Source organism: Magnetococcus marinus MC-1 (assembly GCF_000014865.1).
In the GTDB taxonomy this organism is placed as follows: Bacteria; Pseudomonadota; Magnetococcia; order Magnetococcales; family Magnetococcaceae; genus Magnetococcus; species Magnetococcus marinus.
Genome location: NC_008576.1, coordinates 4,412,133 through 4,436,658 on the forward strand (window position 1 = coordinate 4,412,133; position 24,526 = coordinate 4,436,658).

The window sequence follows — 24,526 nt, forward strand, 5'->3', positions numbered from 1 at the left end:
TGGATTGAAACTTTGCGAGAGTGGCTTGCTCAGGGTCTCGCGCTGCGTCGCCCCCTCCCACGGGGGCGTGGATTGAAACTGGACCTGCTCAGTCATTACGGTAGGCCTGCCCAGTCGCCCCCTCCCACGGGGGCGTGGATTGAAACCGATGAGCTACGGGCCGCCCATGGTGAGCATGTCAGTCGCCCCCTCCCACGGGGGCGTGGATTGAAACTGGTGGATTTTTGTTTACCTTTGGATAATCTCGAGTCGCCCCCTCCCACGGGGGCGTGGATTGAAACTTTTGGGGGTAGCTTTGGCTCTGGTTGTTGCCGTGTCGCCCCCTCCCACGGGGGCGTGGATTGAAACAAGGTTGCTGATACAAGCTATACTTACACTGCTGTCGCCCCCTCCCACGGGGGCGTGGATTGAAACTGTTAACTCCTCGAAATATATTGCAGCATACTCGGTCGCCCCCTCCCACGGGGGCGTGGATTGAAACCGCTCAAGGCTGGCATCGTCTACCCATTGCGGCCTGTCGCCCCCTCCCACGGGGGCGTGGATTGAAACTGCCGCACCGTAGCTATATACCATACCAACGCAGCTGTCGCCCCCTCCCACGGGGGCGTGGATTGAAACTGCCGCTAATGTGTCGGCCTGGATTGAACGCGCGTGTCGCCCCCTCCCACGGGGGCGTGGATTGAAACTTTAGTGTACTGCTGTATAGGCTGAATAGATGAAGTCGCCCCCTCCCACGGGGGCGTGGATTGAAACAAAACAAACTGTTATTGATGCATTCAGGAATGAAGGGTCGCCCCCTCCCACGGGGGCGTGGATTGAAACTCGGACTATGTGAAAGTTTACACCTCAACAGATGTCGCCCCCTCCCACGGGGGCGTGGATTGAAACTCTCCTTGACAATTTTATAGCAAGGTCGATAAAGAGTCGCCCCCTCCCACGGGGGCGTGGATTGAAACGCTGGTGGTCGAATCAACTGATACTCGCACCCACGGTCGCCCCCTCCCACGGGGGCGTGGATTGAAACCTGATATTAAATTATTAAAAGCACCTGAAGCCGGTCGCCCCCTCCCACGGGGGCGTGGATTGAAACAGGTAAACATGGCTCAAATGCTTATTAACCGCGACGTCGCCCCCTCCCACGGGGGCGTGGATTGAAACAACAAGTGCTTTACAAGCGAGCATTTGTTTGATTGTCGCCCCCTCCCACGGGGGCGTGGATTGAAACGATGGTAGTGGACAAATGCTTAGCAAGATGTGGCAGTCGCCCCCTCCCACGGGGGCGTGGATTGAAACATAACATTATCAAGCATGGATGGCGCTGCCCGCTCGTCGCCCCCTCCCACGGGGGCGTGGATTGAAACTCAACATAGGGGGAAAAGATCTCCCAGCTACCAAGTCGCCCCCTCCCACGGGGGCGTGGATTGAAACAAGGCCGACACAGGAGCTATGAAATGAGCATTACCGTCGCCCCCTCCCACGGGGGCGTGGATTGAAACAAATTTTTGACCCTCGTCATAGGGTCAGTATCAAGTCGCCCCCTCCCACGGGGGCGTGGATTGAAACCGCTCCAGCCTGATTGAGGCTGGAACAGGAGAGCTGTCGCCCCCTCCCACGGGGGCGTGGATTGAAACAAGCTCAATTTTACTCACATGTTTGGCTGCGGTTGTCGCCCCCTCCCACGGGGGCGTGGATTGAAACCGCTCCAGCCTGATTGAGGCTGGAACAGGAGAGCGTCGCCCCCTCCCACGGGGGCGTGGATTGAAACTGTCAACTCCTCGAAATATATTGCAGCATACTCGTCGCCCCCTCCCACGGGGGCGTGGATTGAAACGAGGTTTGCATCGCTCAGGCATGCACCGCTTAAGTCGCCCCCTCCCACGGGGGCGTGGATTGAAACCCAAGTTTTGCTTGTAGAGGCTCATTAAGATATCGTCGCCCCCTCCCACGGGGGCGTGGATTGAAACGCTACAATGGTATCCGTTGTTTCGAAACATTACGGCGTCGCCCCCTCCCACGGGGGCGTGGATTGAAACAAGCTATACTGGTTAGATCCATCTAAAGTTGAAAAAGGTCGCCCCCTCCCACGGGGGCGTGGATTGAAACGGCGACTTCTAACCTATCTGTTAACGTTGCAGGTGGTCGCCCCCTCCCACGGGGGCGTGGATTGAAACAAGGCCGACACAGGAGCTATGAAATGAGCATTACCGTCGCCCCCTCCCACGGGGGCGTGGATTGAAACAAGGACCTGCTGCTGCCTCACCTGGCGCAACAGGGTCGCCCCCTCCCACGGGGGCGTGGATTGAAACTACTTCAATGGATTCTTCGAAAGCGCTTTTCAGTTGTCGCCCCCTCCCACGGGGGCGTGGATTGAAACCCTCGACAATGTTGCTCATAACGTTTGCAAAATGTCGCCCCCTCCCACGGGGGCGTGGATTGAAACGGTTTGCATCTTCAATTGTTGCATTTGCTGTTGCGTCGCCCCCTCCCACGGGGGCGTGGATTGAAACAGTGGCTGCGTTGGTGTGGTAAATGGCTACGGTCCGTCGCCCCCTCCCACGGGGGCGTGGATTGAAACAACAAATCACGCACAAAACGTTGCACCTCGGATGTCGCCCCCTCCCACGGGGGCGTGGATTGAAACGTTGGTTGAACCATCCACGTGGGCCGCTCGCACCGTCGCCCCCTCCCACGGGGGCGTGGATTGAAACCCCTGCATCCTCAACCGGTGCAGGTTCGACAATAAGTCGCCCCCTCCCACGGGGGCGTGGATTGAAACCCATCCCCTATCTATATCTCGCGTGCTCATCGTGTGTCGCCCCCTCCCACGGGGGCGTGGATTGAAACTGCCAACAAGAAAAAACCATCTTCTAGCAATATAGTCGCCCCCTCCCACGGGGGCGTGGATTGAAACCATGCTTTCGATGATCCTGCCAGCATCATCGATGCGTCGCCCCCTCCCACGGGGGCGTGGATTGAAACTTCGGTTATTGGATCTTCCGATCCAACAGCACGGTCGCCCCCTCCCACGGGGGCGTGGATTGAAACGTATTAAGGGCGAGATAATCGCAGAAAAATACCAAGTCGCCCCCTCCCACGGGGGCGTGGATTGAAACTACCGTTGGGTGAGGTTTTGTTAGCTATCGATACGTCGCCCCCTCCCACGGGGGCGTGGATTGAAACGAGGTTCTAGCATTGCCAGCGAAACGGCAACAGCGCGTCGCCCCCTCCCACGGGGGCGTGGATTGAAACTCACCCGGCAAGCCTGTTGCTGCTTATGCAATGGGTCGCCCCCTCCCACGGGGGCGTGGATTGAAACGCCGAGGTAGTTGTGACTACAAAATCAAAACGACCCGTCGCCCCCTCCCACGGGGGCGTGGATTGAAACAACCGTTGTAAAAGCAAACATCTTGTAAGCAATAGTCGCCCCCTCCCACGGGGGCGTGGATTGAAACATGGTCAGTCTCCTAGTGCGTTTTGTCTGTTTTGTCGCCCCCTCCCACGGGGGCGTGGATTGAAACTTTATGCCTGGCAGCATAGTGCTTATCACGTAGCGTCGCCCCCTCCCACGGGGGCGTGGATTGAAACGTGATGAATACTCAGACCGTGAGGATTGGAGCCGTCGCCCCCTCCCACGGGGGCGTGGATTGAAACATTAACATCTTTAACCGTGTCTAAAGATGTAGTGGTCGCCCCCTCCCACGGGGGCGTGGATTGAAACGTTCGCTACGTTTTTTAAACTTTCCGTCTCTGTCGTCGCCCCCTCCCACGGGGGCGTGGATTGAAACCCTATCCCGATTTTGGCCTTTTTTTAGCGTTTTGTCGCCCCCTCCCACGGGGGCGTGGATTGAAACAGCACCACAACCCCGCTTTTAAACGCCAAACCTGGTCGCCCCCTCCCACGGGGGCGTGGATTGAAACCACATCCACAGCCAAATCAAAGCGCCCTACAGACGTCGCCCCCTCCCACGGGGGCGTGGATTGAAACCCATTGCCATTCCACTGGACAACCCGTTGACCAAGTCGCCCCCTCCCACGGGGGCGTGGATTGAAACTACCGAAGATTTAGTTATGCCGTTATAGCAAGACTTGTCGCCCCCTCCCACGGGGGCGTGGATTGAAACAGGTGGCTAGAGACACAAGGCCGACCAAGAGCCGGTCGCCCCCTCCCACGGGGGCGTGGATTGAAACCCCACATAGAGTTTCGGTTAGCCTGTTGCTGATTGTCGCCCCCTCCCACGGGGGCGTGGATTGAAACCATTGTATCAACAGGCACCACAGTTAGGGCCTTTGTCGCCCCCTCCCACGGGGGCGTGGATTGAAACTTTTGGTGGAACTGGCGGTGTAAAAGGGCCAGTTGTCGCCCCCTCCCACGGGGGCGTGGATTGAAACAAGGTCTGCTTAAGGATTAATGCCATGACTGCTTGTCGCCCCCTCCCACGGGGGCGTGGATTGAAACATTTGTGCAATAAAGCACATCGGGAGCGGTGCATATCGCCCCCTCCCACGGAGGCAGAAACTGAAATTTAATGCGTACGGCCTTTATGTACGAACCTTCATAAAAATAGCCAGGCTAAATTGTCTTTTCACATATGCCACTCACACGACTCAGTCTGCCTGTTTTTTTAAGCTCTGCACCCTGCTAACCTTACCTACCCATACCAAACCTTCATCACTCAATGCAGCCCCAGCGCGCTAACGGCATATCCCCCCTCCCAACATGCCAAATGCGTTTCATGCTCGCGACCCCCAACCCCCTCACCAAAATCTCCCAATAACCTACTTTAACTGCGCCAATAAATGATGGTACGTCACCTTGGCTCGCTCAAACTCATACTCATCCAGCTCACTTTCCAACTGCGCCATCAAGGGTTGATACACTTGCCCCGCCGCCATGCCCCTAAGCTGCTTAACCCGGTCTAAAGCTTCTGCATCTCCATCCCTAATTAATGCACCAAGCGCCAATAAACCCTCCTCCAGCCCCGCTTGCTCAGCCCCACTGGGCAACGCCTGCACATTGGCCACCCCAACCATCGGTAGCAGAGCCACGTTGAGCCGCTCGGCCAGCTGTGAAAAATCTCCCAATAACTGCGGTAACCGCTCATACGCGCCTGCTTTTAAGGCCTCTTCTAACTGGGCTGCACTTTGACTAAGCGCCATGGCCCCAATGGTACCTGTAAGACCTTTATAGGTGTGCACCAACTGAATTGCCTGCGCAAAATGACGCGCGGCAAATAACCCCTGAATCTCCACCACCACATCCTTATAGCGCTCACCGATCTCCTTCAAAATTTTTACATAGAGCGCCTCATTACCCCCAACATGCACCAATCCCTTCTCCATATCCACACCATCAAGCCGTTCCGGCACTGCCCCCGCTCGCGGCGAAATCATGGCAGCACGCCCCACAGCTGCCGGCAATACGGGCGGTGGCAGCGGGGTCGTCACGCTACCATCCAATGGTGTCAACTCAATCGGCGGCAGCAAAATCCCCTTGTTCCCTGCCTCTACAACCCCATCCCCCTTAATCACATAACGACCTAAAGTTTCAAATAATAGTTTTGGTTGTATCGGTTTTCCAATGTGATCGTTCATTCCCGCAGCCAAGCAACGTTCCCGATCACCCGCCATGGCGTTGGCAGTCATGGCAATAATCGGTAGATCGCTAAACTGCGGCTGTTTACGGATCACTTGGGTTGCCTCATAGCCATCCATACCCGGCATCTGAATATCCATCAACACCGCGTCAAACCGTTCCCCAGATAACACCCGATCCACCGCCTGCTGGCCGCTATTGGCAACCACCACCGTAACCCCCTCCCCTTGCAACAACTCACAGGCCACCTGCTGATTGATCTCATTATCTTCCACCAGCAATATTTGACAGCCAGACAACACCCGCTTTTCCCGCGTCCGATCCCTTCCCCCCGCATGTTGCTGGGCTTGTACGACATAACCTAGCACTTCTAACACACCCTCAAATAATATCGTCTGTGTAATCGGCTTGGTCACAAACAGCTCGACCAACTGCGCACCCGCCATCGCCACCACATCATCCCGTTCACTGGCACCAACCAACACCATCTTCGGCAACGTGAGCTGGGGATAACAGCGGTTTATCTCACCCGCTAACGCTACCCCACCCTTACCCCCGAACCGCCCCGCCAAGACCACCAAGCCATATGGCTCGCCCCTCGCAATGGCCTGACCCAGTGCCTCAATCACTTCCTCAACGGTAGCCAACGCCTCTACACAAAAGGAAAATATGGCTAAAGATTCCACCAAAATCTGCCGCACCACAGGGTTATCATCCACCACCAAAACCCGTAAACCTACCAAATGCATACTGGGCAAACGAAACCGACGCCGATCCTGCCGCTGAGACACTAATTGCGCGGTAAAAGTAAACTGGCTCCCTCTCCCAGGCTGACTTTCAACCCAAATATCCCCATCCATCATGCCAACCAACCGCTTGCAAATACTTAAACCCAAACCACTACCACCATAGCGCCGGGTGGTCGAACTATCTGCTTGTGAAAACGCCTGAAACAGCCTGTCTATCTGCTGCTTCGTCATGCCAATTCCCGAATCCCTTACCTGAAACTGCACAACCACATGACTCTCGCAATCCAGCTCCGCAGTGATGGCCACCACAATGTTACCTTGCTCGGTAAACTTTACCGCATTGTTGACCAAGTTGATTAATATCTGCCCGAGCCGTAAAGGGTCCCCCACCAAATGAAGCGGAACCCCACGGTCTACCTGAAAACTGATCTCCAACCCCTTCTCTTCAACCTTCATTGAGACCAAATTGGCAACATTGCTCAGCACATCATCCAAGTAAAAGGCGACCGACTCCATACTCAGTTTACCCGCCTCTATTTTAGAAAAATCAAGAATATCATTAATAATACCCAATAACAGTAGCGCCGAGTCATGAATTTTACCCACATAATCGCGCTGTTTAGCGTTGAGGTCCGTTTTTAACGCCAAATGAGACATACCAATAATGGCGTTCATGGGAGTACGAATCTCATGACTCATATTGGCTAAAAAATCACTCTTGGCACGATTGGCTTGCTGCGCCTCATCCTTGGCACTATGCAGCTCACGTGCTTGATTGCGTAGCATCTGTTCCCGGCTTACTGTATTTGTAATATCATGAATTAAAATGACACAATAACGCTCACCTGCCTCATTACGAATCGCCTTGATCTGCACCATCTGACTCATGCGCTGACCCAGCTCTTCATTTTTCGATGCGGTTTCTAATGGAAACGGAGTGGGATTCAGACGGTGGGAGAGCATGGTCGGTAAACCCGTGCGCAGCGCACTGACCACCGCACGATCCAAACGGCTACCCTGAAGTTCCGGAAACACATCCAATAACTTGCTGCCCAGCACATGGGCCGCAAACATTTGTGAACCCCGCTCCATCCACGCATTCCAAAACACAATGGTTTGTTGCGGGTCCAGTATAATGGTGCCCAAACCATTAAGCTCTAGCGCTTGGCGCATCAAGGTATTCTCTAAATCATACATATACACCCCCTTTATAAGGCAGAGAGAATCCTATCCAACTCTCTTCGTAACCGACGCATCGCTTGGGATGTAAAAAGCAGCACCACAAAACCACTGAGGGTATGCTGGGTTAAGGTATCATCTCCGGTTTTAAAATCCATCATCAATACAAATACAGGTTCCTCATTGCCCCCACTGTGCGCCATAAGAATCTGTTGTTGGGCGGTTAAATGAGAAGAGAGATCTAACAGAAAACGACTGGACCCCTTTAAAAATTCTGCCGCTTCAAACTCTAACTCCAGTGTCATCATCTGGGTAAAACTTTCCAGAAAGGCATTGATAATGACGTTGCCCACATCCTGAAGCGTCTCTTGTTCCAACTCTGTCAACACATCCAAGGGCATCTCCTCGCTAAGCAGGGTGCGCACCAGCTCCAACGAGTTTGCCCCTGGAAAGATCAACAAGGCGGTGCCTGACAGATCCCCATAAAAATTTTGGCGTACCGCTACCAATTTATCATCTTGGTCAGCGACCAACATGCGGGTAGCCTGCTCATAGGGCACCACCTTTAACAAGGGCAGCGAAAGTAATACCTCATTGTGTACCATCTCACTTAAAGAGTTGGCCGCCTTCCCCAAACCCATATTAAAAAACTCTTTAAGGGCATCTTCTTCTAACTCACTGAGGGTAAACATATACGATTCATTCACCTAGCAACTCCCACTGTCTGCTTGCCATCATTAGGAAACAGCTCTCTTCATCCCCAGCAAGGATACCCAGACCCATGCTCCTCTTATGAGCGGCCCGTCACGACTCTTTTTTTCTTGCCCTGCTGGCGCTACGATCATGCCTAAGCTACCCTTAAAAACGTTCTCAATGTTCAGCCATCACATTGTCATGGGCAGCTACAGAAACCCAAATGTTGCCAAATTGATAAGAGGGTTGGTCGCCATCCATGCCCGGCAATTTGAATCGCCATTTTCACGGTAAATGGATCTGGTATCGCACGATCCAGTAGGGTGGGATAAATAAATGAGGGGAGGCTTAACCATCCTATCCAAGCAAGGCCGCTCCAAGTGCCTGCCATTGGCCGGGCGGTTGGCGGATCGGTCTCTATCTCAAGACCCCTTTGAGGAATCTATGGTGTCTGCATAAGCAGATCTACTATTCCAGATAGTGCAATTGGTTACGCCCGCTATTTTTGGCGTGATAGAGGGCTTGATCCGCGCGGGCCAAGAGTGTCGTGGGTATATCTTCGCTACGGGGCACCATAGAGGCGATACCGACACTCACCGTGACATGGTTGGCCACGTTGGAGTGAGCATGGGCGATCCGCAACTCCTGCACCCCTTGCAGCACCCGATTGGCAACGGTCACAGCCCCCTCGCGGCTGGTTTCAGGCAACACACAGGCAAACTCTTCACCCCCATAACGGGCTGCCAGATCCATAGGTCTGGGCATGGCTTGAGAGATAGCGTACGCTACCTGTTTGAGGCATTGATCCCCTTGAGCGTGCCCATAGCAGTCGTTAAACCGTTTAAAATAGTCGATGTCGAGCATGATTAATGAAAAATTGTGCTGATAACGCAGCGAACGGGACCACTCATAATCCACAAATTGATCAAAACGGCGACGGTTGGCAATACCGGTTAGACCATCCATAATGGCCAGTTGCTTAAGCATGTCACCATGGCGTTTTAGATCAATATGGGTCTTGATACGGGAACGCACCACCAGTGGATGAAAAGGCTTGCGGATATAATCCACCGCACCGACCTCAAACCCCTGTACCTCATCGTCATCCCCATGTCTGCTGGTGATAAAGATAACCGGCACATCGCGGGAGCGAGGATCTTCCTTTAACTGACGACACACCTCATAGCCATCCAGTTCGGGCATGCTAATATCCAGCAGAATCAGATCCGGCAATAAGCCCTTCTGTAACCGATTCTGCGCTTGGGCACCAGTTTTTGCAGCAATGATGCGATAGTCGGCCTTTAAGAGTGAAGTGAGAACATCAATGTTGATCTTCTCATCATCCACAATCATAATAGTTGGCCGCTCTCCTTCGCCCGAAGGGCGTTTACCGTGATTCAAGGTACTCTCCACTGCTTATGTGGATGGGGCGCAGGATGTTATGATAGGCCCAGACCTATCGTCGTTCCAATAAAATGCTGCCTGGGTCGTTGGCTTAGTGCCGTCCCGGCCGTGCTACGCCACATGGGGCCACATGGGGTTAGGTTCACGCCTCGTACACCGCAGCACGCTGTCCGCTAACGGTTGCCAAATCGCAATATTTTCATATTAGGCGTATTTATTTGTTTATGTCCAGATTTCCCAAACCCCAGGTAGGTTGTTTTATGGTAACCTTGGACCCGCTCATGGTCGGTTTATCTCTCTCGGCTCGTCCCTCGTAGAGGTTTTTGGGAGATGTAGATCACCTAGACTTTACGCCTGATCTATAGCATTCTGTAACCGTTGGTCATCAATGCTCAGATCGACTGTTTTAGGGCGGCCACCTAATCCGGATATTTCATAAATCCCTTCGATGATCGCGTAGAAATTTGGATTTTAAAGATCAAGCGAGAGCGTCGAGGATTCATGAAATATCCGGGCTAACCCTTATGATGACCGAATCGGTTCATTTACGCTCTCTACTCACCATCAATGGTCTGTTTGACTCGGGTAAGCTCTATGTCTGATCCTCACACACCCCACCGCACTTACCAATCCATTAGTGGCGATGTGGAAAAACAGCTCTTGGATCAACTGGCTGAACTCTCCGAGGGATCCCGATTAACCCCAATCAGTGAGCAATCTGAAGAAGCTTGGTGCAATGAAACCGTGCAAGCCTTTGAGCTCATGGCCGCCACGGAGCGCGAAATGGCTCTGCTGCTGGCTGATGTACAAGCCGGTGAGCCCGTCTCAACAGAGCCCTTGGACCTCTCAATCGCTAAACTCAATGTCTCGCTGGCCACCGATCCCGAGGCCCTATTAAGCCTCTCACTGCTGCGTACCTTTGATGGCGAAGGGTTTGACCACACCATTAACGTCTCTGTCTACATGATGGCGTTGGGGCGTGGACTGGAGCTGCCCGATCAACAGGTGATCCTCTTAGGCAAGGGCGGACTGCTGCACGATGTCGGCAAAGTGCGCCTTCCTCAATCCCTGATCAATAAAACCACCCCCTTGGATTTAAACGATCTTCGTTTTATCAAGGATCATGTCAGATTAACGCTGGACAGCCTCTCTCGTATGGAGGCTTTGCCACCAGAGATTATGCGCCTCGTTGCGGAACACCATGAGCGGCTGGATGGCAGTGGCTATCCCTCAGGCTTGAAGGGCGACCAAATTAGTCCCTATGGGCGCATAGCCGCCATCTGTGACTGTTTTGATGCCATGACCTCCAAACGTAGCTATCGTCGTGCCAAAACGGGTAAGCAGGTGCTGCGGGAGTTGGTGCAAGAGGGACGCGAACGAGGCACCTTGGATGTTAAAATGGTGGAGCTTTTTATCCGCGTGGTGGGCATCTATCCCGTTGGTAGCTTGGTGCGTCTGGCCGATGGCCATCTTGGGGTGGTGATGCGCAACAATCCCCGTGACCTGTTACACCCGACCATTAAGTTGGTCGCCAAAGGCGAAAACAACCTCATCATGACCCCGCAGCGGTTGGATTTGGCCCGTCACCGTGACGACGAAAAATTACGCATTGTCGGTACCGAATCCCCGGCCGCAACCCGTATTGATCCCTTGGCCTTTTTACCGGCAGCCCATCTTTTCGTACCTAATAAAACCGGCTATGGCTTGGCTTGATCGACGGAGGCAAAGCGGTAATGGTTGCGTCCGCTCTGTTTCGCCATCTGCATGGCTTGGTTCGCCTTGGTGAGCAGCTCTTCAGCCTGCTCGCCATGTTTGGGATAGATGCTGATGCCTATACTAACCCCTATTTGACACCACTGGGGATTGATGGCAATGGGCATGCTCAAAGCGTCAATAATTTTTTGTGCCACCAGCGCCACATCCTCCGGCGCTTCGGACAACTGCCGCAGCACAATCGCAAATTCATCGCCCCCCATCCTCGCGACGGTATCCTCACTGCGCAATAATGTGCGTAGCCGTTTGGCGACCTCTTGTAAGAGTCGATCCCCAATCTCCACACCATAGCTGTCATTGACTTGTTTAAAGCGATCCAGATCCAACATTAACACCGCCAACTCACCCGCCCGTCGACTGGCTTCACGCAAGCCTTGTAGCAACTGCTCCTTAAACAATACCTGGTTAGGCAACGCGCACAAGACATCATAAAAACTTAGTTGTTGCATCTCATCTTGCGCCGCCATTTGCTGACCCATATTTGTCAAGATGGCAACATAGCTGATGCGTTCTCCTTGTTGGTTCTCAATACCGCTGATACTTAACCACTGCGGAAGGATCTCCCCACTTTTATGGCGACTCCATATTTGCCCGCTCCAGTTCCCCCCCTTGCGCAAGGCTTGCCACATCTGTTTGAAAAACATAGCATCATTTCGACCAGAATTAAAAAGGGTGGTAGACTGCCCCAATAATTCCTCGATGGCATACCCGGTAAGCTGGTACATGGCCGGGTTGGCCATTTCAATTTTACCCTTGGCATCTATAACCAAGATGCCCTCATTGGAATTTTCCATGATGCTTGAACTTAGCTGCAACGTGTGCTCAATCTGCTTGCGCAAAGAGATATCACGAATAACGGCCACCACCCAATTTTGTGCATTCTGGGAAAAATGGTTGGCGGAGATCTCTATAGGGACCTCATGCCCCCCCTTACCCATACCCAACAACTCCACCGTGCGGCCTACCACCATCCGGCCTTTACCGCTTTTTTGGTACTGGGCAAAGCCCTGCTCAGCCTGCTCACGAAAGCGCGGTGGTGCCAATAGTTGATGCACCTGCTGACCCAACACCTCGCTCTCGCTATAGCCAAAAATTCGGCTCGCCGATGGGTTCCAAAAAACAATCTCCCCCCGATGGTTAACCACCACCACGGCATCATGTATCGCTGTCACAATTGTGGTAAACAAATTTTCACGGGCCGTAAGCAGGGCGAGTTGTTGCTGGTCTCGACTTAGCTGACCGGTGGCCCGCAACAGCAGAACGATCAACAATAAAGCTAAGCTTGCCATCACCGCGAGCATGATAAGGGAGCTGCTGCGTACCACCTGTTCCAACTGCTTTAATCGCCAGGAAACATCATAATAGAGTTCAAACGCCCCAAAAAATCGTTCTGATTTCATGATTGGCACATAGGTCTCTACCACATCTTTACTAAGCTGCCGCCCTTCCATACTGGGAAAGCTACGACGCACCAACTTGGTAAAGATTTTTCCCTTGGCAACCTGAGTGGCAAAGTAGTCGTTTTTGTTAACCTGATCTAAATCTTGAGGATCGCTCGAATAGACCACAACACCTTGGGCATTGAACACTTTCACCTTTTCTAAACGCGACTCTTTTTTAAAGTATGTAAGCTGCTCCAAAAAGGAGTGCGGCAGCTGATTTTTGTGGATACCCAAGGGGGATTTGACCAACGGCTGGGCCAAGAGGTTGCCTAAGTATTGCGCCTCATGCTCAATATCCTCAACCACACTCTGAACAAATTGGGGGAAGACCCAAAATCGTTCTAATAATGGGATGGCGGTAAAACTGACCACACAGAACAGCAACAAATTTCTAACAGCACTGTTCTGCTTGAACAGACGTAGGAAAGAACCCTTGAACAAGAACACGGGCTTCTCCTTCAAGCACGCTTATTGTCGGAAACTACACAACCGTGAGTGTAGCAGGTTTAACCGACGTTGCCCAAGTGTGAACATGCACACCCTACCAACAGCATGGCAGGTCCGATCAAACGGGCCAAGCGTGGTTGACACGCTTGTAAAAAATAGGGGGGCGCCATTACGGCCAATTTTGCACATCACGGTTGACCAATACGCCACCTTTTTTATTGTCTCGTCCCAAGGAGTAGAGATCAAACACACCGTGGTGACCCGGATAGACGTAATAAAAGGAGCGGTTCCATGGATCTAAGAGTGCAGGGGGTGATGTATAGGGACCCTGCCATTGTGGCGCGCCCCGTGGGGATTCGATTAAGGCATCCAGACCTTCATTTTGGCTGGGGTAGTCACCCACATCTCGGCCATACTGGAGTAAAGCTTCTTCCAGAATTTTCATGCGGTTTTGGGCAACCTCAGTCTGACCCCCACGTAGCTGCTCTATCAATTGCCCGCCGAAGAAAAACCAGATAAAACCACCCAGCGATAGAACCACCAGCAGTTCGACCATAATGATACGCCAGCGTTTGGTGTGAGGAAGTGGCGGTTTCATATGCAGATCCGGTATCTATGGTGAGTGTCGGTCGCCATGGGTTGCGAGGCAGCGTCGCACAGGTTACCACACAGCGTAGCTGTCGGGTTGATCCACTTAGGCCGCATGTTCTTACAACCATAGGTTTGATTATAATCGACCATACAGAGTTTATGGTACTTACCATGGAGCAATCTTGCAGCCTACCCGCTTAGGGCGACAATCCCAAGGGTGCAAACCCTGTGAGCTTTACCGCACCGCACCCGTGCAGCCTGTTCGAACCACAACGGTGGATGCACTAGAAAAGGCCGTCTAAGACCAATATTACCCACACGTTTCAGATACTTGACGGATTTTCTATGCCATGGTATTAACATACACTGACTATCTTAACCCCATACGGTCATTTTAGACCACCATTAATCTTTATTAAAATTTAAAGATCCATACGATGACAACCCTGTTTTTTTCTTTAGAACCCTTAATAGTCCCATCTTTCTGTTATCACTAATAATTTTAATCTCTATTTCCCATATGGTTAGAATTTTAGCTCAACATAATACCCATAAAAATCATAACTAGTACTTTTTATTGCCTATGGCGTGGTATTTTTTTGTTTGACTAATACATTTAATCCGGCGATAATGCCAATCAAGGGCTTACAAAACGTGCGATGCGGACGTAACCCAAACCGGACTGTAGGGAACAATCTTCGCGATTGTTCCCTTTTTTTATGCGCGTGCACGCTCTAGTTCGGCCAACCGCCTCCCAAAGACCTTTCGCATCATACGCCTGCCCCTAATGGAGATGATCCATGGGTCTGATTTTTTAAGGGTCGCCTTATATTTTGGGCCCATGGTTATGTGAGGTTACATCTTTGTGCGTCTATGGCATACTGGCCGACACGTAGATTGGGCTTGCGAGATAAGCGCGCTGTAATCTGGAGCCATTTGATGACGATTTAACTCAAAACAGCACACTTTGGTTGGTTGTGCAGGGTTTGGACATACCACTCACGTAGGAAAATTATATGGCTTTTGCGCAATCCGATTTAAAGCCTGAAGCACGACCCTTTTCCTTAGATATGTGCCAGAAGGGGTGGCTCTGCTCGGCGTTGCTTATGTCGCTCTGGAGCCTACTGGTTTTAAGCTCGTTGCTGTGGAACCTATCCGTACAAACCGCCCATCAACAACAACAACTGCTTGAGCGTAATCGCCACACCTTTCAGTTGATCCAATTCACCCGCCAGTGGAACGCCCAACATGGTGGTGTTTATGCCCGTGTGACCGCAGAAACCCAGCCCAACCCCTTTTTAAAAAACCTCCCCCAACGCGATCTAACCAGCACGGATGGGGTGGCACTCACCCTGATCAATCCGGCCTATATGACCCGTCAAATTGCCGAACTGGCGCGGCACTCAGGCATGCTGTTTCACATCACCAGCCTTAAACCACTCCGTCCCGCCAACCGCCCAGACAACTGGGAAGCGGAGGCACTCAAACGGTTTGAGACCAACCCCTCCGAACGGCTTGAACGGCTCGGCCATGGTGATTCGGCACTCTACCGGTATATGGCACCGCTCTATGTGGAACAATCCTGTCTAAAATGCCATGCCACTCAAGGCTATCAACTGGGGGATATTCGCGGGGGTATTAGCATCACCGTTTCGGCCAAACCGTTGGACGCCGCTCAGGTCGACGTGACGCAAAAATTGGTGGCAAGCCATGCGGGCATCTGGCTGCTGATGAGCTTGATATTAGGTTTGGTCTGGCGGCGTCATAACCGTTACGTAGAGACCATCAAGGCCCATGAGCAACAGTTGGAGACCCGCGTTCAGGACCGTACCGATGCCCTTCGTCAAGCCAATGATCGTCTGGAGCGGGATCGCTCCCAATTGCAGCAGATTATTGATGGCGTCAGTGAACCCCTTATGGTGATCCGCACCGACTATCGCATTGTGCTCATGAACGAAGCGGCTCGCAGCTATAACCCTGAGTTAGCCACCAAACAGGCAAACTGCTATTGCCATTTGATGACCCACCAACGCAATACCCCTTGTGAAGGCCATGACCATCCGTGCCCGTTGGAACAGGTTGTACGGACGCAACAGCCTTTCAGAACGGTACACCGCCATATAAACCGGGATGGCTTGGCGCGCTTTGTCTCCTTACAAGCGTCACCCCTCTTCGATCAAAACGGGGCATTGTGGGCGATTATTGAATCCTCTCGGGACATTACAGAATATATGTCCATGCAGGAGCAGCTAAAACAAGAGAGCGATACTTCCAACGCCATTATTGACGCCCTTAGCGGGCTATTTATCCTTTTGGATGCGGATGGTTGCCTCGTCCGCTGGAACAGCAATTTAGCGAAAATGACCGGCTTAGACGAGCAGAGCTTTGCGGGACGCTCGATCTTGGATTTTGTGGCACCCACCAGCCGCAATGCCTTTATCGAAGCCATGGAAAAAGTGCTTACTGAAGGATTAGCCACACAAGAAAGCTACCTGCAAACCATGGGTAGGCAACAGATCCCCTTCGCTTTTCAGATTAACCGTATCGAGATTGAGGGTAAGCTTTATTTGAGCGGTATGGGTGTGGATATTTCTGAGCAGCTATCTATGCGCCATGCGCTGCAAGAGAGCCAAGATATCCTGGACCAGGTTCAAAAGGTGGCCCAGTTAGGCGGCATTGTCTGGAAACCTGCCTCTGGTTTCATGCAGTGGTCAGCACAGGTCTACCCCATGTTGGGTTTGCAACCTGGACAACGCAGTCTATCCCTGCGCACCTTATTACATGGTCTATCCCGCCATGCGCGAAAGGGGTTACTCCAACGTCTGGGTGAGTTACGCGATACACGTCACCACGTTATCGAGCGTGAGCTGCACCTATTGGGTTTTGATGGCATTAAACGGTATCTCCACTTGCGTGGCCAACATCGCCAGAGCCATGATCAAGAGCACCCACAGATATTGATCACATTGCAGGATTTAACGCCGCATAAAATTATTCAACATCAGCTGCAACATCAGCTTACTTTTCAACAAACCCTGTTAAATACCATTCCCATACCGGTATTTTACAAGGATCGCCAGCTGCGTTACCAGATCGCCAATGAAGCCTTTAGCAAATTGCTTAACCAACCCCTAGAAACGCTCATTGGGCGTACCGTTTATGAGACCTCACCACTAGAGATGGCAAAAATCTATGATATAGCTGACCATAATTTGCTCGACCATCCCGATAGGGTGCAGCAATATCAGGCTACCATACAGCCCCAAAGCGACAATCCGCATCATGTGGTCTTTTACAAGGCTGTGGTTCCAGGGGAGCAGGGTCAACACGCTGGTATTGTCGGTGCGATTTTGGATGTAACCGAACAGACCCGTGCCCAGAAAGCCTTGGAGGAATCAAACCGTCGCTTTGAGACGGTTTTGGGCTCCTTAGAATCCTATCTCTTTGTGACCAACATTGAGAGCAACATGGTCCTTTTTACCAACCATGCGGCCCGTTTGCGGTTTGGTGAGACGGTTGGCCAACCGTGTTGGAAAACCTTTCACTTAGGGTGTAAAGAGGGCGGCTGTCAGAGTTGTATCCAGGGCGGCGCTTCGATCCCCCATCACGGACACCATTGGGAGTACCACAATAAAGAGAGTGGTGAATGGTACACCATCCGTATACGTTTGATTCCCTGGACCGATGGGCACTATGTCCGACTGCTGGTTGCCAACGATATTACGGTACTGAAACAGGCTCAGGAGGCGAGCCGTCAAGCCATGGAACAAGCCGAACGGGCCAACCGAGCCAAGAGTGAATTTTTAGCCACCATGAGCCATGAGATTCGTACCCCTATGAACGTGGTGGTCGGGATGAGTGATATTTTGCTGGAAAGTTTGCCCAATCCTCAAGCGCAAAAACATATTCAACTTATTCAAAAGGCGGGCACCACCCTGCTGGATCTGATCAATGATATTTTGGATCTATCGAAGATTGAAGCGGGGCAATTGGAGTTGGAACATGCGGTCTTTAATCCAATATTATTGATTGAGGATACCATCGCGATTTTCCAAATGCAGGCCAAACTAAAAGGGTTAACCCTTACCAGCAGCATGACTGGTCACATTCCCCACGCTCTGATGGGGGATCGCGCTCGTTTGCGTCAAATTTTGGTCAATCTCCTGGGTAACGCCATTAAGTTTACCGAAAAAGGATCGGTTGAAGTCCAGGCGGGTTATGCAAACCAGCAGTTTTGGTATGCGGTGGTTGATAGTGGTGTGGGTATTGGCTCGGATTCTCTATTGAGAATCTTTGATAAGTTTACCCAGGCCGATAGCGGTGTAGCGCGGCGCTTTGGCGGAAGTGGCTTAGGGTTGGCCATTTGCAAAAATTTGATGGAGCTTATGGGGGGTACCATCGAAACCCAGAGTACGTTGGGTCAAGGCAGCCGTTTTTACTGTGCTATCCCAGCCCCCATAGCCGATCACCTTTTACCCAGCGACGTCGTGACCAAAGAACCCATCACGGCGGCTTTGCCTGCATTGACCATTCTATTGGTCGACGATTCAGAAGATAACCGCATCCTCGTTCGCACCTATTTAAAACAAAGCCAGCATAAGCTCGATGAAGCCGTGGATGGTGCTCAAGCGGTCAAAATGGCCATAGAAAAACGCTATCATCTCATTTTTATGGATATTCAAATGCCGATTATGGATGGCTATCGTGCCACAGCAGAGATCCGCGCCCACGAGCAACAGCAGGGTTTGTCTCCCACGCCCATTTTGGCTTTGACGGCCCATGCGCTGAGTGCAGACGTTGAAAAAAGCCTCGCTGCCGGCTGTAACGAACACCTGACCAAACCCATTCGTAAAAAGGATCTGCTAAGGGTGGTTAATCATTTCGCCGCACAGCTAGAGACCGATGAAAACAGCCCTGTTTAGGTGTGGTTATCCTAGGGCAGACAGCAATCCCATGACCGATTACGGACGGAATAATCGTGCACACACTACCCACAGCAAGCGCTATCCCTGCGCTGGTTTTTTGCACATTGGCGAGAGCCAGCAGTAGGTGCTATGGAGTGTGCATGCGCAGCTGCGACTCAATTTCTAAGCGGTTAGGTGATCCTTACCTTCAGAAAAGGGGGAGCTTACGCCCCCTTTGCTGTTTCACCCTCAATTTATTTTTTCATCCAAGCGGGTAAAACCGAGCGTTTCTTTAGATGTTGCTGGCCTACACCCAAGAACCTAGCGCGCGTCATTCTAACACTTTTCTTACTCATATATTGGACATAACGACAGCATCCCTCTTGCCGTCATAGGGATATCACTTGAGTTACGGCATTGATTTAATTACACTGGTAAATGGGAGGAAGATAGCATATTGACCGGTTGCAGTTTGAGTAGGGAGTTGGTGTGATGCAGAATCGGAGACCCATCCAGATTGTTCAACAAAACAACGGCACTTTCATAAAACCCCCTCAACGATTTGAGGTTTCCTGCCACAATGAATTTTTGCGTGCCATTGAACCGCTCGCGCAGGTACCACTTTATTTAGTCGATCTTACTGAGACCAGTTATATCGACAGTGCAGGGTTGGGTATGCTGCTTTTACTCCGTCAACGGTTTTGCAGCGACACCGCGCGTGTTGAGCTGCACATCATACCGGGTCATGTACAGAAGGTACTGGCGATATCCCGGTTTGATCAGCTTTTTACCTTAGTTATGCACGAACAACCCATTGTTCATGATCCCGAAACATTGGCCATGCCCCTGCTACAAAGCGCTGGATTGTATTAAGCACCCTGCCCGCCTTGGTACTCCTCGTCAAAAATCTGTGCATGATCCTTTCCATTCCACCACGCCAATGACGTCCTGACGTGCTTTTTAGGGTGAGACATAATATAATATATGTATTATATATTTCTTAATATTTATACTCTTTCCAATATATCGTTAAAATTTATAACCAACCTTTACTTTGATAATTTTACTTGAATGATTTACACTGCTGAGTTGTCATGGCTAGTTCATGTTCCGTTGTTTGGTCGGTTCCGTTATCGAGCGCACAAAAACAGGTATCTCATGTCCGAAATCTCACTAATTCCTGCCACTTTATTGTTGGTGGAGGATGACCCTGACCAACGCATTATCATGCAGCGTAAACTGCAACAGCAGGGTTATAAAGTCATTTGTGCTGAAAATGGCGAAGAGGCGGTTGATCTATACAACAACAACACCATTGATTTGGTATTGATGGATGCCCAGTTGCCGGGCATGGATGGTTTTGAGGCTTGTTTTCTCATCACGCATACGGAAACAGGTTCACGTTGTCCGGTCATGATGATCACCAGCTTGGAGAATTCTGAATCTGTGGACCGTGCCTTTCAAGTGGGGGCGGAGGAGTATGTTCCAAAGCCGATTCATTGGAAGGTGTTGATGCAGCGTATACGTCGGCAGATTAAATCGCGCCGGGTTCACCAAGAGGTTGTACAGGCCCGAGATGCGCTTTCACAAGCTTATTCAGAAGTGACAGAGGTTCGTGAGCGTTTATCTTTTGAGCGCCGTTTGGTTGAAGAAATCGTCTCTCGTATGCGTCAATCAGCTCCGATTAACAGGCATAACTTGCGGACTCTGTTTAATCCTGTTGAGGCAACCTCAGGTGATATTATTTTATCGGCCATCCGTCCAGACGGTGCCCAACATGTGATGATGGGGGATGCAACTGGCCATGGACTACCTGCTGCGATTATCGGCCCGTTGGTTTCAGACATTTTTTACAGTATGACCAACAAGGGCATGGCCCCTGCGGTAATTTTGAGTGAACTGAACAGCCAGTTGAATGCTAAGCTACCCACCGGTATTTTTTTGGCCTGTTGCTGGATCAGTTTAAACAGCAGTCGAGACCATTTAGAGTATTGGAATGCGGGAACCCCCGATATTTTAATGGTGCGTCAAGGGAAGATTTTCAAGCGCGGGCAGTCGTGCAATATACCGTTGGGTGTTTTGCGAGCAGGCGACTTTTCACCAACACTGCATACCGTCTCCGTTCAAGCTGGAGATCAAATTTATGCCTATTCCGATGGCATCGTCGAATGCAGAGATCCCCAATTGGAATTTTTTGGGCAAGAGGCTACCGACGCTCTACTCTTAAATACGGCAACCCATAGGGAGACCCCTTTGACCGCGATCACTGATCAGTTAGAGGCTTTTCATGGAAGTGCCACATTTGGGGATGACGTGACCCTTATCGAAATCACCTGTTGAGGGGGGCATGGAGCCTCATTTGCTTTAGAGCCTATTGATTCTACGCGATGACAGATTATTGATTTAAAATAAGCTGCCATTGGCTGTGATCATCTTAACGTTTCGGTTTTTTTATGCGGCTGGCAAAAGGCGTTACGTGGGTGAAGGGATTTGATCTCTTCACCCATTTTATTGTTGATCTTGGGCCATACCATAGGGAGCAGGGGGTGGTTAGCGGTGCTAGGCGGTTATCGATTCCATGATTTGGCTTGGATGGGGGCTTGACGGGTTTTGGACGATTAAACCGGGGGTAAAAATGGTTCGAAGCTTGAATTTCTTAATGAAATGATTGACAACTGGAGGAGATGTATTTTTCCAGAAGATTGCTATAGTCTGGATAGACGCATGTTGATGTTTACCATCCGACACAAAAGCGCAAAGGTTTTTTGCATATGGGCCAATTTATATGGATACACTGGGTAAAAAACGGAGCATTGGGAATGCTGAGAAACATGCTCATCATTCTGTTGATGTTGGCAGTATGGACACCTGTAGCACGGGCGCAAGAGGGGCTATCGCCATTATTGTTGGCGATTCATCCCTATCTTAGCCGGGATGAGTTGTTGCATCGGTTTACCCCACTGGCGGACTATTTAGCCGAGCATCTCCATCGCCCGGTCGCCGTACGTATAGGAACAAGCTATCAAGATCATCTTTACCATATTGCCCACGATAAAGTGGATCTGGCACTGTTGGGTCCAGCGGCCTATGTAGATATGTTTCAGCAGTATGGAAAAAAACCGTTACTTACGCGTTTTGCGATTAAGGGAATTCCCTATTTCCATGGGTACATTGTGGTACGCAAGGATAGCCCGATTAAACAGCTAGAGGATTTGAAGGGGCATCTCTTTGCTTTTGGGGATCCTAAATCGACCATGAGCCATTTGGTGCCTCGCTCGATGTTACGGGAAAAGGGTATAACGGTATCGGCGTTATCGGGTTATGCATTTTTAGGCAGTCATCAGAATGTTGCGCTGGCGGTTTTGGCGGGGGATTTTGATGCAGGTGCGATTAAAGAAGAGGTTTATCAGACATTTAAAACGCGGGGGTTGAGGGTATTAGCGACCACACCAGCGTTTTCTGAACATCTATTTGTGGCACGTAGCACGCTGGATGAGGTGCTGGTTCAACAGGTTCGCCAGATAATGTTAGATATGTATCAATCCCCGCAGGGGCGTGCGGTATTGACGGGCATTAAGGCGAATTTGACGGCGTTGGTCCCTGTGCATAATGAAGATTATGATGCATTGACCCAATTGATCAACAATTTGGCTGAAGCGGGGATTCGCTGATTATGGCTGTCCATGCTGGATTGTTACGTCACGGTCTGGTGTGGTTGGTGCTTGCTCTGTTATTGACGATGGCGGGGCTGGGGTTGGCGCAGCAGCAGCGCAATCAGTTGTACGAGGAGGCTCGTCGTCAGGCGGAGACGGAGTTGCATCTTATTCAGACGGTGGTACAGGGTGCTTTGCAGTCGGGGGATTATAACGAGGTTCAGCCATTTTTGGATCAGTGGGGCAATAGCAAGGGGGATGTGGTGTTATTACGCATTACCTCGGCCTCGGGTTCGGTGATGGCGATTTACAAGCGTGTGTTTGAGGTTGAGTCACCTTTGCGGTTAAACAGTGAATTTTTGTACTCATATCGGGGTAAGGCGCAGTTGATGATGGTGAAGGATCTTGCCCAGATGGATAGCAAGGTTCGGGTGGTATTTTTACAGTTTATCGCCATGGAGAGCATCATATTACTGGCGTTTGCTTTTATTTTGCACCAGAACTACAAGCGCCGCTTAGAGGCTGATTTATTGGAGGAGCGCACGGGCCGGTTGGATGAGGCCAATCAACGTTTGCAGTGGGAGGTATTGGAGCGGCAGCGGGCGGAGCGTCGTTTACGGCGTGCGCATCGTTATCAATCGGCGGTGAACACGTTATTACAGAGTTTGTTGGAGTCGAATACGGCTGAGCAGCAGATGATGTTGGCGTTGCAGTTGTTATCGGCCTTTCCTGAGCAGAAGGACCGGTTACAGGCGGCATTATTTATTCAGGAGCCGGATGGTCAGCACTATGTACTGGGTGCGCAGGTTGGGTTAGCGGATGTGCAGAAAATGTTATACACGCGGATACCGGCGAACCGGGCGTTGTGTCATACGGCGGTGGTTTCGCGCAAGTTGACGTTGATTAATGTGGAGGGTGGTAATAATGAGGCGATGGAGCACATGTTGCCGTCGCCATTTCCGCATGGAGCGTATTGTGTACCGATTTTATTAAGGCGGCGTCCCTTTGGGGCGATTACGTTATTATTGGGTTCGAGTTATGTTTCGGATCAGGAGGCGGAGGAGTTTTTGGAGGCGGTTGCGAACTCATTAGCGGGGTTGATTGATCGTCGGGAGTCTGAGGAGGCGGTTAAGCGGCATCAGGCGGAGGTGGAGCGTCTGAATACGGATTTGGAGTTGCGGGTACGTCATGCGGTGAATGAGAACCGTCACAAGGACATGGTGATGATGCGTCAGAGTCGCATGGCGGCGATGGGGGAGATGGTTGGGAATATTGCGCATCAGTGGCGTCAGCCGTTGAATGCGTTGGCGTTAAATTTAACCAATGTAGAGGATGCTTTTACGTATAATGAGTTAGATGCGAAGACCATGAATGAGCAGATGGAGAAGGCGCGTCGTTTGATACGTCAGATGTCGACGACCATTGATGATTTTCGCAATTTTTTCCGTCCAGACAAGCAGCGTGTTCGGTTTGAGTTAGGGCAGACGGTACGGGAAGCGTTGGAGTTGGTATCGGCCTCATTTTCGCATTATCAGATAGCGCTTACCTATCAGCCATCCAGTGAGGATTTATGGGCTTATGGGTATCCTAATGAGACGGTACAGGTATTGATGATTATTTTGAACAATGCCAAGGATGCGATACAGGAGTTGGGGTTAACGGATGGCAAGGTAGAGGTTAATTTATCGGAGTCGGGGCGTATGGCGGTGATTGCCATACGGGACAATGGAATTGGCATACCGGATGAGATATTAGATCGTTTATTTGATCCTTTTTTTACGACCAAGACGGAGCGTCAGGGTACGGGAATTGGTTTATACATGGCGAAGATGATTGTTGAGGACAGCATGGAGGGTCAGATTCAGGCGGAGTCGAGTTCTGAGGGGGCATGTTTTTATGTAAAGTTACCGTTGGCGGTGGAGGTGTAGGGCATTTCACAGGCCGATATGGTAGAGGGGGGGTTCAGTGATTCTGAATGCCTTTATGCCTAGGGAGTCCCATTATTAAAAGGGATTGGGGGGTCTGGGGGGAAGCTCTGCTTGCCCGCCCAGCGGGTCTGGGCAGCGCCCAGTGGGGTTCGGGGCGAAGCCCTGAGATC

Annotated in this window: 11 protein-coding genes and 1 CRISPR repeat array (1 of these 12 running past the window's edge); of the genes, 6 read left to right on the top strand and 5 right to left on the bottom strand. The window is 51.2% G+C overall.

All coding sequences use genetic code 11. The annotated features are described in order from the left end of the window. A CRISPR array of direct repeats spans window positions 1-4,456; the repeat unit is 33 nt; unit sequence GTCGCCCCCTCCCACGGGGGCGTGGATTGAAAC; it begins 4,738 nt to the left of the window's first position. 320 nt (window positions 4,457-4,776) lie between these two features. The 3 genes from MMC1_RS18085 to MMC1_RS18095 form a co-directional block, all read right to left on the bottom strand. Beyond that, window positions 4,777-7,539, bottom strand: a complete 2,763-nt coding sequence (locus MMC1_RS18085) for a response regulator (RefSeq protein ID WP_011715067.1) — start codon at window positions 7,537-7,539, stop codon at window positions 4,777-4,779. 11 nt (window positions 7,540-7,550) lie between these two features. Continuing rightward, window positions 7,551-8,228, bottom strand: a complete 678-nt coding sequence (locus MMC1_RS18090) for a chemotaxis protein CheX (protein ID WP_143711463.1) — start codon at window positions 8,226-8,228, stop codon at window positions 7,551-7,553. Window positions 8,229-8,682: 454 nt separating this feature from the next. Continuing rightward, a complete protein-coding gene (locus MMC1_RS18095; RefSeq protein WP_011715069.1) occupies window positions 8,683-9,615 on the bottom strand; it encodes a diguanylate cyclase in 933 nt (310 codons plus the stop codon). Between the two features lie 597 nt (window positions 9,616-10,212). On the opposite strand from MMC1_RS18095, the gene MMC1_RS18100 reads away from it, so the two are divergent. After that, a complete protein-coding gene (locus MMC1_RS18100) occupies window positions 10,213-11,331 on the top strand; it encodes an HD-GYP domain-containing protein (protein WP_011715070.1) in 1,119 nt (372 codons plus the stop codon). On the opposite strand, the gene MMC1_RS18105 is transcribed toward MMC1_RS18100, so the two are convergent. Further along, window positions 11,316-13,280, bottom strand: coding sequence for a diguanylate cyclase domain-containing protein (locus MMC1_RS18105; RefSeq protein ID WP_011715071.1), 1,965 nt, complete (start codon window positions 13,278-13,280; stop codon window positions 11,316-11,318). The genes MMC1_RS18100 and MMC1_RS18105 overlap by 16 nt on opposite strands. A gap of 169 nt (window positions 13,281-13,449) precedes the next feature. Further along, window positions 13,450-13,878: a type II secretion system major pseudopilin GspG gene (gene gspG, locus MMC1_RS18110; protein WP_011715072.1), complete on the bottom strand. Its 429-nt coding sequence runs from the start codon at window positions 13,876-13,878 to the stop codon at window positions 13,450-13,452. Window positions 13,879-14,887: 1,009 nt separating this feature from the next. Here gspG and MMC1_RS20705 point away from each other — a divergent pair. The 5 genes from MMC1_RS20705 (at window position 14,888) to MMC1_RS20710 (ending at window position 24,356) form a co-directional block, all read left to right on the top strand. Continuing rightward, complete coding sequence (locus MMC1_RS20705; protein ID WP_049757749.1) at window positions 14,888-18,793, top strand: PAS domain-containing protein; 3,906 nt, start codon at window positions 14,888-14,890, stop codon at window positions 18,791-18,793. 474 nt (window positions 18,794-19,267) lie between these two features. Then, window positions 19,268-19,648: an STAS domain-containing protein gene (locus MMC1_RS18120; RefSeq protein WP_011715074.1), complete on the top strand. Its 381-nt coding sequence runs from the start codon at window positions 19,268-19,270 to the stop codon at window positions 19,646-19,648. Window positions 19,649-19,933: 285 nt separating this feature from the next. Continuing rightward, the gene (locus MMC1_RS18125) at window positions 19,934-21,115 is read left to right on the top strand and encodes a SpoIIE family protein phosphatase (RefSeq protein WP_011715075.1); all 1,182 of its coding nucleotides are present in this window, start codon (window positions 19,934-19,936) and stop codon (window positions 21,113-21,115) included. A gap of 479 nt (window positions 21,116-21,594) precedes the next feature. After that, the gene (phnD, locus tag MMC1_RS18130) at window positions 21,595-22,446 is read left to right on the top strand and encodes a phosphate/phosphite/phosphonate ABC transporter substrate-binding protein (RefSeq protein ID WP_011715076.1); all 852 of its coding nucleotides are present in this window, start codon (window positions 21,595-21,597) and stop codon (window positions 22,444-22,446) included. Window positions 22,447-22,448: 2 nt separating this feature from the next. Then, a complete protein-coding gene (locus MMC1_RS20710) occupies window positions 22,449-24,356 on the top strand; it encodes a sensor histidine kinase (protein WP_011715077.1) in 1,908 nt (635 codons plus the stop codon). The last annotated feature ends 170 nt before the right edge of the window (window positions 24,357-24,526 follow it).

Coding starts and splice junctions, on each gene's coding strand:
- MMC1_RS18085 (WP_011715067.1), bottom strand. CDS start 7,539: ATGTATGATTTAGAGAATACCTTGATGCGCCAAGCGCTAGAGCTTAAT.
- MMC1_RS18100 (WP_011715070.1), top strand. CDS start 10,213: ATGTCTGATCCTCACACACCCCACCGCACTTACCAATCCATTAGTGGC.
- gspG (WP_011715072.1), bottom strand. CDS start 13,878: ATGAAACCGCCACTTCCTCACACCAAACGCTGGCGTATCATTATGGTC.
- MMC1_RS20705 (WP_049757749.1), top strand. CDS start 14,888: ATGGCTTTTGCGCAATCCGATTTAAAGCCTGAAGCACGACCCTTTTCC.
- MMC1_RS18120 (WP_011715074.1), top strand. CDS start 19,268: ATGCAGAATCGGAGACCCATCCAGATTGTTCAACAAAACAACGGCACT.
- MMC1_RS18125 (WP_011715075.1), top strand. CDS start 19,934: ATGTCCGAAATCTCACTAATTCCTGCCACTTTATTGTTGGTGGAGGAT.
- phnD (WP_011715076.1), top strand. CDS start 21,595: ATGCTGAGAAACATGCTCATCATTCTGTTGATGTTGGCAGTATGGACA.
- MMC1_RS20710 (WP_011715077.1), top strand. CDS start 22,449: ATGGCTGTCCATGCTGGATTGTTACGTCACGGTCTGGTGTGGTTGGTG.